Here is a 13,870-nt window from a genome sequence, read left to right as displayed (position 1 = left end):
ACGGCCCGGGCGGGGCTCAGGCGGGGCGCTGCTGCGGGATCTCGGCGTAGGGCGCGCCGGATCCGGCGCAGCGCAACGTGGTGACGACGGTGCCGTGGGCCTCGTAGCGGTTGTGCAGCCGGACGAGTCCGTCCGGGGTGACGTGCTTGAGCCGGTGGCAGTACGAGCAGGTGCCGTACTGCGGGTGGGCCGCGCGGGTGGGGGGCCGCGGGTCCTGCTGCCGTGGTGCGTCGGTCAAGGGGGCGTGCCTTCCACTCGGGGATCGGCGGCGGTTCCGGGAGGAACCACCACCGGTGGAGCGCGCCACGGTAGTGCGTGCGCTCCGTGTCCGGGTCCCACGGAGGAGTGCGACGATTCTCACCGGACCGGAGGGGCCGTTCGTCGCGTAAGGGCGTGTCGACACCGATTTGATGACGCCGGGTGGTCGGCCGGCTGCGGCAAGCGGGGAACGGGGCGGTTCACGCCGATTCCCGAGCGGGCCCGCGCCATTCCGGCTCGCGCTGCATTGCCGGGCCTGCGCGAGCCTTTGTCGCGAACCGGTCTCGATTCCCGGCGGTCACGTTTTCGGGATCCACCGGGATCGTCCGATGATCGCAATCCGGGCCGCGTTGTGCCGACCGCGGCGGGGCCGCGGGCCGGCGATTCCGCGATCAGTGCGCGGCGTGGTAGGACCGGAGCACATTCGACGGGATACGGCCGCGCTCGGAGATCTTCATCCCCTGGGCGACGGCCCATTCCCGAATCGCCTGATTCTGCTCGCGGTCGGAAACCGGCCGGCTCGCGGGCGCGGAGGTGGAAGCGGCGCCGCGGCGGCTGCCGCCCGCGGCGCGCCGGGCCGCGGAAATGTACGGGGCGAGCGCGTCGCGCAGGGCCTCGGCGTTCTTCGCGGACAGGTCGAGCTCGTACGCCTTGCCGTTGACGGAGAATTCGATCTGCTCGTCCGCCTCGCCACCGTCGAGGTCGTCGATCAGGGTCACCGTCGTCTGCTTCGCCACTTCCGTCGCCTCTCGATACGTGTTCGTCGATCCGGGTACGCCGGAACCCCGGCCGAGACCGGTGGGGACTGTTCGCGGTGAGATCGTGATGCTGCGTTGACTCAATCCTGGGTTCGTGCTTTCCGTCCAGAGAATAAACGACGAGTGCCGCGAATGTCGATTGGGGGTGGCAGGTTCCCGGGGTGTTGTTCGGCCCACACTCCGCAAGTCGCCGGGACGCGGCCTTCGACCTGGGGAAACGGGCGGGAATGAGGGGAAACGCGCCGTGCGGCAGCCGCGAACGCGTCGATCAGGCCACCGGTGACCACCAGTCGTGGACCTCGGGAGGATCGGCGAGGTCGATTCGCTGGCCGGGAAGGGGCAGCGCGAGCGGGATTCCCGCCTTTCCTGCGGCGAGACGCAACCGGTCGACGGGTTCGGCCCAGGCGTGGAAACCGAGATTGAACGTGGCCCAGTGCACCGGCAGCAGTACCCCGCCCCGCAGATCCCGGTGTGCGGCGACCGATTCCTCGGGATTCATGTGGACGTCGGGCCAGACCTCGGCGTAGGCGCCGATCGGCAGGACCGTGAGGTCGAACGGTCCGAGTCGTTCACCCGCACGGGCGAAGGCCGCCGTGTAGCCGGTGTCCCCGCCGAAGTACACGCGATGCCGCGGGCCGGCGATCGCCCAGGACGACCACTGCGTCGTGTTGCGGCGCAGGCTCCGCCCGGAGAAGTGCCGCGCCTCGGCGCAGGTCAGGGTCAGTCCGGCCACGCGCGTCGCGCCGCCCCAGTCCAGCTCGGTGATCCGCTCGTCCGGGACGCCCCAGGAACGCAGGTGGGCGCCGATCCCCAGCGGGACGACGAACCGCGCCGCCGAATGCTTCGGGTCCGCGGCGATCGCGGTGACCGTCGGCAGGTCGAGATGGTCGTAGTGGTCGTGCGAGATCAGCAGGACGTCGACGGGCGGCAGCCGCTCCAGCGGCGCCGGCGCCGGGTGCAGGCGCTTCGGCCCGAAGACGGGGGAGGGGGAGACGCGCTCGCCCCAGACGGGGTCCGCCAGCACGCGACAGCCGTCGATCTCGAGCAGGACGCTCGAGTGGCCGAACCAGGTCACCGCCAGCTCGGCCGCGTCCGCGTCGTGCGGCAGGGCGGGCGCCAGCGGCACCGGGTCGGACGGGCGTCCGGATCTCCCGCGGGTGAGCAGGAGGCCCAGGATCGTCCACGGGCTCGCCTCGACGAGGACGGACCCGGGCTCGGTGTTGGTGAACACCCCGTCCCGGGCGTGCGGGGAGCGGGCGGCCGCCGCGAGCAGGGCGGTCGATCCGGCGCCGAGGGCTGTGGGAAGGCCGCGCGCCGCCCGGCCCAGGACCGTCGCCCCCGCGAGGGCCCCGGCGGTGAGGAGGGAGCGGGCGATCGGGCGGGCGGGCACGAGGGGGAGCCTAGAGTCCGGCGTCAGCGGCGGAGGGCGGCGAGGGGCGCGGCCAGCTCGCGCCACTGGGCGTCCGGCAGCGCGCGCTTCTCGGCGGGCAGCGCCTGCACCGCGACGTGGTCGGCGCCCGCGTCCAGGTGCTCCTTGACCCGGGCGACGACGGTGTCCACGTCGCCCCACGCCACCAGCGCGTCGACGAAGGCGTCCGAACCACCCTCGGGCGCGAGGTCCTCCTCGGTGAACCCGAGGGTCCTGATGTTGTTCACGTAGTTCGGCTGCGCCAGGTACGTCCTGGTGTAGACGCGGCCGATAACGCGTGCCTTCTCCGGGTCCGTCTCCAGCACCACGGCCTGCTCCGGGCACAGCAGCGGGCCGGTGCCGAGGGTCTCCCGCGCGCGGGCCGTGTGCTCGGGCGTCACGAAGTACGGGTGGGCGCCCTGGGTCCGTTCGCCGGCGAGGCCGAGCATCTTGGGGCGCAGCGCGGCGAGCACGTAGCGGGCCGGGGTGGCCGGGCGCTGCGCGGTGTACGGCGCACCCTCGATCCCGTCGAGGTACTCGCGCATCGCGGTCAGCGGTTTGGCGTAGTCGTGCCCGCGCAGCCCGCCGACCAGGTTCTGGTGGCTCACGCCCAGGCCGATCAGCACCCGTTCGGGGAACGCCTCGGTGAGCGCCTTCGTCGCGCAGGAGGTGGCGACGGCGTCGCGCGCCCAGATGTTCGCGATGCCCGTGGCCCCGATCAGCCGCTCGGTGGCGGAGAGCAGGAACGACAGGTGGACGAAGGGGTCCCGGCCGGCGACCTCGGGGATCCAGAGCGCGCCGTAACCCAGGGACTCCAGCTCGGCGGCCAGCTCGCGGGCCCGTGAGGCGGGGACCGTGTCCAGCGCCCCGGTCCACACGCCGATCGGCGGCAGACTGAATTTGACGATCGTGTCACCTGTGTCAGTCACGCTCCGGACCTTACGGTGGCCCTGTGAGCACCTCCCTCTCCGCGCCCGTGACGCCGCCGCGGGTCACCACCGAGCGCCGCGGGCGCGTCCTGCTGATCCACATGGACCGCGCCGACAAGCGCAATGCCGTCGACGCCGCCATGACCGCCGGTCTCGACGCGGCCCTCAACGAGCTCGACGACGACCCGGACCTCTGGTGCGGCGTCCTCACCGGCGGCCCGGCCGCGTTCTGCGCCGGGACGGACCTCGCGAACGGCGCCGGCACCCCGACCGAGCGCGGCGGCAACTACGGCGTCGTCCGCCGGGAGCGCGCCACTCCGTTGATCGCGGCGGTCGAGGGCGTCGCCTACGGCGGCGGGTTCGAGATCGTGCTGGCCTGCGACCTCGTCGTCGCGGGCCGGGACGCGCGGTTCGCGCTGCCGGAGGTCGCCCGCGGGCTGATCGCCAACTGCGGCGCGCTGTTCCGGACCCCGCGGCCGCTGCCGCTCAACGTAGCCAAGCAGATGCTGCTGACCGGGCAGCCCCTGGGCGCCGAGCGCGCGTACGGCCTCGGGCTGGTCAACGAGCTGGTCGACGCCGGCGAGGCCGAGGCCGCGGCGGTCGCGCTGGCCGAGCAGGTGTGCGCCAACGCGCCGGTCGCGGTGTCCGCCTCGCTGCGGGCGCTGGAGGCCGTGGTCGGCGAGCCGGACGAGCGGGGCTGGGCCGCGACGGCCACGGCGACCGAGGCGATCATGGCGTCCACGGACCGGCAGGAGGGCGTCGACGCGTTCCTGCAGAAGCGGCCGCCGCGCTGGTCGGGCCGTTGAGCGGGACCGGAGTTAGGCTCCGATCATGGGGGACGAGCCGGCCCGGGGCGGCCGCCGGGACGAGCTGGTGCGGCTGCTGCAGGGGTACGCGTCGGAGTCGGTCCTCGTGGGGCAGGTCTTCGCCGAGCGGCACGGGCTGCATCCCACGGACCTGAACGCGATGCTCGCGGTGCTGCAGGCGGACCTCGAGGGTTCGCCGCTGACCCCGGGCCGGCTCGGCGCGCAGCTGGGCCTCTCCTCGGGCGCGACCACCGCCGTCGTCGACCGGCTGGAACGGCTCGGGCACGTCCTGCGCACCCGGGAGGACTCGGACCGCCGACGCGTCGCTCTGCGGTACAGGGACACGGCGGCGGCGATCGGCCGGCAGTTCTTCGGCCCGCTCGGGGACCGGATGGACGCGATGCTCACCGGTTTCTCCGACGCCGAACTGGACGTCGTCCTGCGGTTCCTGGCCGGGACGACGGAGATGCTCGGCCGGCACCGCGAGTCCGAACAGGAACTCGTCCGGGGCATCCCCGGAGGCGGGCCGGGGCCGTCTCCCGGTCACGCCTGTGGACGCGGTGGCGGGAGTGCGACCGCGATCTCCCCGCCGAGGGAGTAGCCGGGGGCGAGGACCAGCTCGTCGCCGCTCCAGAACCTGCCCGGGTCGTACCAGTTGGGCCGGTTACCGGCGGGCAGCAGCCGCATCTCCTCGTACGTGACGGCGACGACCTCCGCGCAGTACGCGGTCGACAGCGCAGAGAAGGCCTCGCCCGCGCCGGTCCCGGTGCCGGGTGTCTCCCGGAACTCCCGCTCCCCGCCGACGAGACCGCGCACCTTCCCCAGGACCGTGCCGCCGCTCCGGCGGAACCGCGTGAGCGTGTCCTGGGCCTGCGGCGCCCGGCCGCGCAGCCAGCGTCCGGCGAGGCGCGCGGTGGAGGGGAACGGCGTGCCGTCGAGGCGGGCGACCGTGCGGAGCGCGGCGTCCTCCATCTCGCGGGTGACCTCGCCCTCGAGCTGGCGCAGCCAGGCGCGCTGGCCGTAGCGGTGACCCCACTGCATGACGGCGTGGCGCAGGTCGTGCAGCTGCACGCCGCGGTGGTGGCGGCCCGCCCAGAGGTCCGGCAGGGCCCGGCCGAGCTCCGCGTGCCACATCAGCGGCGGGAGGTCGTCGACCACGATCGCCATGCCGACATGGTTGACCGGCGCGTTCGTCAGACTGCGGATCGCGCGGTCAGCACCGCTGCGACCGCGGAAGAGCCAGACGTCGCCCGTGCGGGTCAGGTCGAGCGCCTGGTCCAGCGTGATCGTGGTGCGGGGCACGGCCGCTAGCCTAGGGCGGTGCGGATCACCCTCTGGAAGGCGCTGGGCCTCGCCGGCCTGGCCGGCGTCGCGGCGACGGGCGTGGTGGCGGCCCGGGGCGAGCGGCGGCGCCGCGCCTACACCCCGGACGAGATCCGCTCCCGCCTCCATGAACGCGCCGCCGAAACGAACACCGGACAGTCGTAACGCGCCCACCGGAAATCGGCGTCATGGAGCCACAACGCGGTTTCCTGGCCCGAAAACGCGCGTTGTGGCTCCATGACGGGGGCTACGCGTTGGCGGTCGCCAGCTCCAGGTACTGGGCGAACTTCTTCTGGGCCGCCGCGGTGCGGGTCGGGACGTGCTCCGTCGGGACCTCGGTCGGCGTGTAGCCGCGCAGGATCCGCTTCGCGACCGTGGCCTTGTGCACCTCGTCCGGGCCGTCGTAGATCCGGGCGGCGCGGGCGGCGCGGTACATCGACTCGAGCGGCAGGTCGCCGGAGAAACCCAGCGAGCCGTGCACCTGGATCGCGCGGTCGATCACGTCGTGGAGCACCTTCGCGCCCCAGTACTTGATCATGCCGATCTCGACCCGGGCGTTCGACGCGCCGACCTGGTCCATCGTCCAGGCGGCCTGCAGGGTGAGCAGCCGCGCGGCCTTCATCTCCGCCGCCGACATCGCGACCATTTCCTGGATCATCTGCTTGTCGGCCAGCACCGAGCCGTGCGTGTGCCGGCTGACGGCCCGCTCGCAGAGCATGTCGAAGGCGCGCTTCGACTGGCCGAGCCAGCGCATCGCGTGGTGGATGCGGCCCGGGCCGAGGCGCTGTTGGGCGAGCTTGAAGCCGTCGCCCGGGTTGCCGACGAGGTTGCTCCTCGGCACCCGCACATCGCGGTAGAGGATCTCCGCGTGCCCGCCCTCGAGGCGGGGCTGCACGAACGAGTGCTCCATCACCGGGATGTCCCTGACGATGTCCACGCCGGGTGTGTCCACCGGAACGATGATCATCGACGAGCCCTGGTACGGCGAGACGTCGGGATCCGTCACCGCCATGACGATGAGGAAGTCCGCTGCCGAGGCGTTGGACGAGAACCACTTGTGCCCGTTGATGACGTACTCGTCGCCCTCGAGGACGGCGCGCGTGGTCAGCAGGGTCGGGTCGGCGCCGGCGCCGGGCTCGGTCATGGAGAAGCAGCTGCGCAGCTCGCCGCGCAGCAGCGGGTGCATCCACTGCTCCTTCTGCTCCGGCGAGCCGCCGATCGCCAGCAGCTCGGCGTTGCCAGAGTCCGGCGCCTGGTTGCCGAAGATGCCCGGCGCGTACCGGCATTGTCCGAGGATCTCGTGCATCAGGCCGAGCTTGACCTGCCCGAACCCGCCGCCGCCGAGCTCCGGAGGCAGGTGCGAGGCCCACAGGCCCTTCTCCTTGACCTTCTCCTTGAGCGGGGCGGTGATCCGCCCGAACGTCTCACGGTCGATGTCCAGGGTCTCCAGCGGGAAGATCTCCTCGCGGACGAACTCCTGCATCCACTGCAACTGCTTCTCGAACTCCGGTTCGGTGGAGAAGTCCCACGCCATCGTGTCCGCACCTCCGCTGTCGTCGCGCTCCTGAGCTCCGGGCCCATCCTGCACCCGATGCATGTGCTGGCGACAGTAGTGCAGTCGCATTAAAAGTCGGGCGGATCGTGAGGTGGCACTCCCGGCGCCCCACCCGTTGCGGTACCGGTGCGGCACCGGGAAGCTGCGGACGTGAGCACCGACGCCACCGATCTCCTGTCCGCCCTGTCGTTCGAGCCGCTGACGCCGGTCTCGTACCTGGACCGCGCCGCGGCCGCGCACGGGGACCGGACGGCGGTGATCGACGGCGCCGAGCGCTGGACCTACGCGGAGCTGCGCGACCGGTGCCGGCGCCTGGCGGGGGCCCTCGAACCGTTGGCTCAGGGCCGGCCGGTGGCGGTGCTGGCGCCGAACACGCACGTCCTGCTGGAGGCGAACTACGGCGTCCCGTGGGCGGGCGTCCCGCTCGTCGCGGTGAACACGCGGCTCTCCGCGGGGGAGGTCGCCTACATCCTCGAGCACTCCGAGGCGGCCGTGCTGGTCCACGACCCGGCCTTCGACGAGCTGGTGGACACCGCGTACGCGCAGCTCGGCCGCCCGCCGGTGCGGATCCGAGGCGGAGCGGAGTACGAGGCGCTGATCGCGGGCGCCGAGCCGGCGGCGATCACCCCGGCGGACGAGCGGTCGCTGCTCTCGATCAACTACACGTCCGGGACCACCGGCCGTCCCAAGGGCGTGATGTACCACCACCGCGGCGCCTACCTGCAGGCCCTGGCGATGGTCGGACACACCGGGCTCTCGCCGTCGGCGGTCCACCTCTGGACGTTGCCGATGTTCCACTGCAACGGCTGGTGCTTCCCCTGGGCGGTGACGGCGGCGGCCGCGACGCACGTGTGCCTGCCGAAGGTCGATCCGAAGGAGGTGTGGCGGCTGATCCGCGACGAGGGCGTCACGCACCTCAACGGCGCGCCGACGGTGCTGAGCATGCTGGCGTACGCGAAGGAGGCCTCGCCGCTGCCCGACGGCCACGTCGTGCGGATTGCCACGGGCGGGGCGCCGCCCTCGCCCGCCATCCTGCGGCGGATGGACGAGCTCGGGTTCGACGTCACGCATCTCTACGGGCTGACCGAGACGTTCGGCCCGGCGATGATCTGCGACTGGAAGCCGGAGTGGAACGGCCTGGACCAGGACGCGCAGTCGCGGCTCAAGGCGCGGCAGGGCGTCGGGAACATGATCGCGTTCACGCCGCGGGTGATCGGCGAGGACGGCGCGGACGTCCCCGCGGACGGCGCGACGACCGGGCAGATCGCGCTGCGGGGCAACAACGTCATGCTCGGCTACCTCAAGGACCCGGAGGCGACGGCCGCGGCCGCGCCGGACGGCTGGTTCCGGACCGGGGATATCGGTGTCGTGCACCCGGACGGCTATGTGGAGCTCCGCGACCGCACCAAGGACGTGATCATCTCGGGTGGGGAGAACATCGCCTCGGTGGAGGTGGAGCAGGCGATCATGGACCACCCCGCCGTGCTGGAGGCGGCGGTGATCGCCGTCCCGGACGAGCGGTGGGGGGAGGTCCCGGCCGCGTACGTGACCCTGCAGGAGGGCGCGAGCGTGACCGAGGAGGAGATCGTCGAACACGTGAAGGGCCGGCTGGCGCGGTTCAAGGCGCCCAAGACGGTCACGTTCGGCGAGCTCCCCAAGACCTCCACCGGCAAGATCCAGAAGTTCGTGCTCCGGGACAAGGCCTGGGCGGGGGTCGAACGCCGGATCCAGTAGAGATCCGGTGGGGAGGATCAGGCGGCGAGCTTCGACATCGCCTTCCACCGGTCCCAGGGGATGGTCCAGTCGTAGACGTCGCCGTCCTCGGCGGAGAGCGGCACGCTGCTCCCGGTGACCTCCACCGGGTCCCCGTACAGCGCGGTGTCGAAGTAGGCCTTCGCGTTCGCGGTGGACAGGTTGATGCAGCCGTGCGAGATGTTGCGCCTGCCCTGCGCCGAGGTCGACGCGGGGTTGGCGTGGATGAACTCGCCGTTGTTGGAGATCCGGACCGCCCAGTACTCCGGCACGTTCTCGTACCCGTAGGCCGGGTTGGACATGAGGACCTTCTCGGACTTCGCCATCACGATGTGCACGCCGTTGCGGGTGACGCGGTTCGGGTCCGACTCCATGCCGTAGCTGGCGGGCAGGTCCATCACCTGCAGGCCGTCCCGGACGACGACGATGTGGTGGCTGTCCTCCGCCGCCTTCACGATCTGGCTGCGGCCGATCGTGAAGGTGCTGGCGACGTCCGCCTTGCCGAACCCGGCGGCGCCGAGGTCGTGCCCGTAGATCTTCGCGCTCACGCCGACCTGGGTGTTCGCCGGCCAGTACTCCTTGGGTCGGTAGTGCACGCGGGAACCGTCCGGGCCGTCGGGCAACCAGGCCCAGGCGCCCTCGACCGGCACCGACGTCGTCACCGCCAGGGTGCGCTCGACCTCGGCCTTGGCCTCGTCGGACAGGTCCCGGCTGAAGCTGATCTCGATCGGGGCCGCGACGCCGACCGTGGCGCCGTCGGCGATGTTCGTCCACGCGCGGACGGTCCTCGTCGGACTCACGGTGGAGAACGAGCCGGTCAGCGGGGTGGCGCTGCCGTCCGGGGCGACCGCGGAGCCGCTCCAGGTGTAGTCCGTGCCGTAGCCCAGCGGCTCCGTTGCGGTCCACTGCCGGCCGTCCGCCGAGAGCGTCCCGGCGACCGACGTGCCCCTCGAGGATGTGAGGGCGACGTCACGCAGCGTACCGGCCGTGGTGGACGCGCTGACCGACGAGGCCGGGCCGAAGTCCGCCGTGTCCGCGGCGGGCTGGACGCTGACGACGGGGATGATCGCCTCCGGGGCGGGCGCGGCCTGCTGCGTCCCCGCGGCGGCGGAGTCCCGCGGGGAGCGGGCCGAGGCCGTCGCACAGCCGACGGCCAACGCCGCCACCGTCCCCAGCGCGACCGCCCCGGCGAGGACCCGCCGGAGCACGCTCGTGTGCACGGACTGCACGCTTCCCCCTCTTGTCATGTGTCACTCACCGCGACTATCGGTGCACGTCGCGCCGTGTTTCGCTCCTCCGGTCTCGATTCACTAACGACTCCATGATCCGCCCGTCCGGCGGACAGAGATATAGACCGAACGGAGCACCTGACACCCCTGAAGGCCTGCTCGTCGTCGGCGGGGATGATGTCCGGGTGACCGCGGCCCCCGCCTCCGGGCTCCCTGTCTCCGAAGTGCCGACCTCCGCGCTCCGGACCTGCGCGATCCCGCTCGACGTGCCCGCGGAGGTCGGGGTGGCCGAGGCGGTCCGCCGGCTGGCGGGGCGGGAGCGGGTGACGGCGTGGTCCGGGGCGTGGTCCCGGGGCGGGCTCGTGACATGCGACCCGGCTCCGCTCGCCGGGCCCGCGGACCCGTTCCTGCCGGCGGTCCCGGCGCCCGAGCCCGGCGACGCGCTGGTGGGCGGGGGGTGGTTCGGCTACCTGTCCTTCCCGGGGCGGGCGGCACCGTTCCCGCGGCGCAGCCTCGCCTGGTACCCGGACGTCCTCCGGTTCGACGGCGCCGCCTGGTGGTACGAGGCCCTGCTCGGGCCCGGCCCGTACGGGATCTCGGCCGAGAGGGCCGCCGAGCGCCGTGCCGCGGTCGTCGCGGACCTGCACCGGCCGTCGTCGCCGGTCCCGGCCCGGCTCCGCGGCATCGGGCCCGAGGGGATCGGGCCCGCGGGCCGGACCGCGCACGTCGTCGCCGTCGAGGAGGCCGTGCGCGCCATCCGCCGCGGCGAGATCTACCAGGTCAACATCGCCACGCAGCTCGACGCGCGGTTCACCGGCTCGGCACACGACGCCTGGGCCCGGCTGGTCGAGGCGCACGGGCCGGCCCGGGCGGGATTCGTCGCGGACCCGGCCGGGACGGCGGTGAGCGCGAGCCCGGAGCTGTTCCTGCATCGGGAGGGCCGGGTGGTCCGGACGGCGCCGATCAAGGGCACCCGCCCCCGCACCGGGGCTGCGGACCAGCACGAACGCGCCCGCCTGGCGGCGTCGGCGAAGGACGCCGCGGAGAACGTGATGATCGTCGACCTGATGCGCAACGACCTCGCCCGGGTCTGCGCGACGGGCACGGTCACGGTGCCGCGGCTGCTCGCCGTCGAACCGCATGCGGGGGTCTGGCATCTCGTCTCGGAGGTCCGCGGCACCCTCGCCGCCGGCCGGGACGACGCGGATCTGCTGCGCGCGGCCTTCCCGCCCGGCTCGGTGACGGGGACGCCGAAGATCCGGGCGGTCGAGCTCATCGAGGAGCTGGAGGCGGCACCGCGCGGGCTCTTCACCGGGGCGCTGGGGTACCTGAGCCCGCTGGCCGGCCTGGAGCTGGCGGTGGCGATCCGGACGCTGGAGCTCACCCCGGACGGCCGGGCCCGGCTCGGCGTCGGCGGCGGGGTCACGGTCGACTCGACGCCCGCCGAGGAGTGGGCGGAGTGCCTCACCAAGGCGGCCCCCGTCCTGGAGGTCCTCGGCGCGGCCGTTCCCGCGGCCCCGACGGCACGCGTGGCGGATCCGGCCGGGGGGATCTTCGAGACGATCCTGCTCCGCGGCGGCCGGGTGCGGCGGCTGGCGGACCACGTCGGGCGGCTGCGGCGCTCGTACTGGGAGGCCTACGGAGTGCGGCTCAGCGCGGACGTCGAGGCGGCGGTGGCCCTTGCCCTGGCGGCGGAGCCCACGAGGACCGCCGCTCGGATGCGGGTCGTCGCCCACCCGGGCTCGCCGGACCGTGTGCGCGTGGCCGTGGCTCCCTTCGAGCCCGTCCCGCTCGCCGCGCAGCCCGGCCTGGTGCTGCGGGTGTGTACGGAGACCGCAGGTGAGCGGCACAAGCTCGTCGACCGGGCCTGGCTGGACGCGCACGAGGCCGCGGTTGGCGCCGGGGAGACACCCCTGCTCGTCGACGACGCCGGCCCGGTCCTCGAGTCCACCCGCTCGTCCGTGTTCACGGTGCGGGACGGGCTGGTCCGGACGCCGCCGCTGGACGGCCGGATCCTGCCCGGGACCGCACGCCAGGCCGTGCTGGACGAGCGGCCGGACGCGCGACCCGCCGTCGTCACGCTCGGGGAGCTGGCCGGGGCGGACGGGGCGTTCCTGACGAACGCCCTGCGCGGGGTGCAGTGGGTGCGGGAGCTCCGCGACGCCGGCGGCAGCGTGCTCGCCCGGTGGGCCGAACCGGGCCCGGAGACGATCGCGATCGCGGCGGCGCTGGACGCCGACGAGCGCTGAGCCGCGGATCAGGGGCGGGCCGTCAGCGCAGGCCGAGGGTCCGATAGCGCCGCCGTCGTCGCACCAGGCGGTCCATCGGGGACAGCGGGAGCAGCGCCCGCAGCTCCGTCTCGATCGTCGCGGCCACTCGCCCGGTGAAGGCCTCCGGCTCGTCCGCGGCGTCCGGGAGCTCGTCGACGATCGTGTCCACCGCCCCCGCCCGGAACAGGTCGACGCTGCGGACGTGCTGGGACGCCGCGACGTCCGCCGCCTGGTCCGGCGTGCCGTGGACGATCGTGCTGGCGCCCTCCGGCGGGAGCGGGGTGAGCCAGCCGTGCCGCGCGGCGACGACCCGGTCCGTCGGCAGCAGGGCCAGCGCTGCCCCGCCGGTGCCCTGCCCGAGCAGCACCGAGACCGTCGGCACCGAGAGCTCGGTGAGGTCGCCGAGGCAGCGGGCGATCTCCCCGGCCAGCCCGCCCTCCTCCGCCTCGACGGACAGGGACGCACCCGTCGTGTCGATCACCGAGACGAGCGGCAGGCCCAGCTCCCCGGCCAGCCGCATCCCGCGCCGCGCCGTCCGCAGCGCGCCGGGCCCGAGCGGGGAGCGGGCCTGGGCGCGGCGGTCCTGGCCGATCAGCACGCAGGCGACGCTGCCGAACCGCACCAGCGCCAGCAGCAGCCCCGTCCCGGCCTCGCCCTCGCCGGTCCCCGCCAGGGGGATGACGTCCGTGGCCGCGAGGCGCAGCAGGTCCCGCACGCCGGGCCGCTCCGGTCGCCGGGAGATCGTGATCGACGTCCAGGCGTCCGCCTCCGGGTCCGCGGGTTCGGTGCGGGACGGGGGACCGGGCGGCGGCACCATCGGGTCGACCGGGTCGAGCATGGCCAGCACCCGCGCCGCGACGCCCGCGAGCCGGTCCGCGGGCAGCACCGCGTCGACGAGACCGTGCCGGTGCAGGTTCTCCGCGGTCTGCACGCCGTCCGGGAAGGCTTCGCCGTGCAGCGCCGAGTAGACCTTCGGCCCGAGGAAGCCGACGAGCGCGCCGGGCTCGGCGACGGTGACGTGGCCGAGCGAGCCCCAGGAGGCGAAGACCCCGCCCGTCGTCGGATGCCGCAGGTAGACGAGATAGGCGAGGCCCGAGGCGCGGTGCGCGGTGACCGCAGCCGAGATCGCCGCCATCCGCAGGAACGCGAGCGCACCCTCCTGCATCCGGGTCCCCCCGGACGCCGTGGCGGCGAGCAGCGGCAGGCGCTCCGCGGTGGCCCGCTCGATGGCGCCGATCAGCCGCTCGGCCGTCGCGACGCCGATCGAGCCCGCGAGGAACGCGAACTCGCTGCACACCACCGCGACCCGGCGGCCGTCGATCCGGCCCTCGCCCGTCACCACCGCCTCGTCGACGCCGCTGCGCTCGTGCGCGGCGGCGAGCTCGGCCCGGTAGGCGGGCGTGTCCGAGATCAGCGGGACGGGCGCGGGCGTGCTGTCCCAGGAGCGGAACGAACCGTCGTCGAGGACGGTCTCGAGCAGGAGGCGCGAGCGAGGTGCGGGCACGGTGATCACCGTGCCACGCCGGGGCGCTGACAGCCGACTCACAGGGACGTCCCAGATCGCCCACAACCCAGGGGCGCA

The 13,870-nt window shown here is 73.7% G+C and carries 13 protein-coding genes; 5 read left to right on the top strand and 8 right to left on the bottom strand.

Translation table 11 applies throughout. The features are described 5' to 3' along the window. Positions 1 to 16: 16 nt before the first annotated feature. From JWP64_RS14520 to JWP64_RS14505, 4 genes are all read right to left on the bottom strand, one after another. Positions 17 to 238 (bottom strand): hypothetical protein, encoded by a 222-nt coding sequence (locus JWP64_RS14520; RefSeq protein WP_297496632.1) that lies wholly within the window; start codon positions 236 to 238, stop codon positions 17 to 19. A 412-nt stretch (positions 239 to 650) separates the two neighbouring features. Further along, positions 651 to 995 (bottom strand): Lsr2 family protein, encoded by a 345-nt coding sequence (locus JWP64_RS14515; protein ID WP_297496630.1) that lies wholly within the window; start codon positions 993 to 995, stop codon positions 651 to 653. Between the two features lie 289 nt (positions 996 to 1,284). Continuing rightward, entirely contained in the window at positions 1,285 to 2,406 is a 1,122-nt protein-coding gene (locus JWP64_RS14510) for an MBL fold metallo-hydrolase (protein WP_297496628.1), read from the bottom strand. A 23-nt stretch (positions 2,407 to 2,429) separates the two neighbouring features. Next, positions 2,430 to 3,353 (bottom strand): LLM class F420-dependent oxidoreductase, encoded by a 924-nt coding sequence (locus JWP64_RS14505; protein WP_297496626.1) that lies wholly within the window; start codon positions 3,351 to 3,353, stop codon positions 2,430 to 2,432. Positions 3,354 to 3,376: 23 nt separating this feature from the next. Between JWP64_RS14505 and JWP64_RS14500 the strand changes: the two genes are divergently transcribed. Both JWP64_RS14500 and JWP64_RS14495 read left to right on the top strand, forming a co-directional pair. Beyond that, entirely contained in the window at positions 3,377 to 4,159 is a 783-nt protein-coding gene (locus tag JWP64_RS14500) for an enoyl-CoA hydratase-related protein (protein ID WP_297496624.1), read from the top strand. 25 nt (positions 4,160 to 4,184) lie between these two features. Continuing rightward, positions 4,185 to 4,760 (top strand): MarR family transcriptional regulator, encoded by a 576-nt coding sequence (locus JWP64_RS14495; RefSeq protein WP_297496622.1) that lies wholly within the window; start codon positions 4,185 to 4,187, stop codon positions 4,758 to 4,760. Here JWP64_RS14495 and JWP64_RS14490 read toward each other — a convergent pair. Next, positions 4,703 to 5,461 carry a hypothetical protein gene (locus JWP64_RS14490; RefSeq protein WP_297496620.1) on the bottom strand — a complete coding sequence of 253 codons (759 nt, stop codon included), beginning with the start codon at positions 5,459 to 5,461 and terminating at the stop codon, positions 4,703 to 4,705. The genes JWP64_RS14495 and JWP64_RS14490 overlap by 58 nt on opposite strands. Before the next feature lie 18 nt (positions 5,462 to 5,479). Between JWP64_RS14490 and JWP64_RS14485 the strand changes: the two genes are divergently transcribed. Further along, complete coding sequence (locus tag JWP64_RS14485) at positions 5,480 to 5,647, top strand: hypothetical protein (RefSeq protein WP_297496618.1); 168 nt, start codon at positions 5,480 to 5,482, stop codon at positions 5,645 to 5,647. 82 nt (positions 5,648 to 5,729) lie between these two features. Here JWP64_RS14485 and JWP64_RS14480 read toward each other — a convergent pair whose 3' ends face one another. Further along, positions 5,730 to 7,016, bottom strand: a complete 1,287-nt coding sequence (locus JWP64_RS14480) for an acyl-CoA dehydrogenase family protein (RefSeq protein ID WP_297496616.1) — start codon at positions 7,014 to 7,016, stop codon at positions 5,730 to 5,732. A gap of 195 nt (positions 7,017 to 7,211) precedes the next feature. Between JWP64_RS14480 and JWP64_RS14475 the strand changes: the two genes are divergently transcribed. Further along, positions 7,212 to 8,771, top strand: coding sequence for an acyl--CoA ligase family protein (locus JWP64_RS14475; protein ID WP_297496841.1), 1,560 nt, complete (start codon positions 7,212 to 7,214; stop codon positions 8,769 to 8,771). Between the two features lie 17 nt (positions 8,772 to 8,788). Here the strand turns inward: JWP64_RS14475 and JWP64_RS14470 are convergent, their stop codons facing one another. After that, positions 8,789 to 10,018 carry an Ig-like domain-containing protein gene (locus JWP64_RS14470; RefSeq protein ID WP_297496614.1) on the bottom strand — a complete coding sequence of 410 codons (1,230 nt, stop codon included), beginning with the start codon at positions 10,016 to 10,018 and terminating at the stop codon, positions 8,789 to 8,791. Positions 10,019 to 10,203: 185 nt separating this feature from the next. Between JWP64_RS14470 and JWP64_RS14465 the strand changes: the two genes are divergently transcribed. Further along, positions 10,204 to 12,267, top strand: a complete 2,064-nt coding sequence (locus JWP64_RS14465; RefSeq protein ID WP_297496612.1) for an aminodeoxychorismate synthase component I — start codon at positions 10,204 to 10,206, stop codon at positions 12,265 to 12,267. Between the two features lie 22 nt (positions 12,268 to 12,289). Here the strand turns inward: JWP64_RS14465 and JWP64_RS14460 are convergent, their stop codons facing one another. Next, positions 12,290 to 13,792 carry a carboxyl transferase domain-containing protein gene (locus JWP64_RS14460; RefSeq protein ID WP_297496610.1) on the bottom strand — a complete coding sequence of 501 codons (1,503 nt, stop codon included), beginning with the start codon at positions 13,790 to 13,792 and terminating at the stop codon, positions 12,290 to 12,292. Between the last annotated feature and the right edge of the window lie 78 nt (positions 13,793 to 13,870).

This window comes from Pseudonocardia sp. (assembly GCF_025465255.1).
Lineage (GTDB): Bacteria > Actinomycetota > Actinomycetes > Mycobacteriales > Pseudonocardiaceae > Pseudonocardia.
The sequence above is the reverse complement of the archived record's forward strand: the minus strand, read 5'-3'. Positions and strand labels throughout refer to the sequence as shown.

Excerpts from the sequence above, each read along its gene's own strand:
- JWP64_RS14480 (WP_297496616.1), bottom strand. The coding sequence starts at position 7,016 with ATGGCGTGGGACTTCTCCACCGAACCGGAGTTCGAGAAGCAGTTGCAG.
- JWP64_RS14495 (WP_297496622.1), top strand. The coding sequence starts at position 4,185 with ATGGGGGACGAGCCGGCCCGGGGCGGCCGCCGGGACGAGCTGGTGCGG.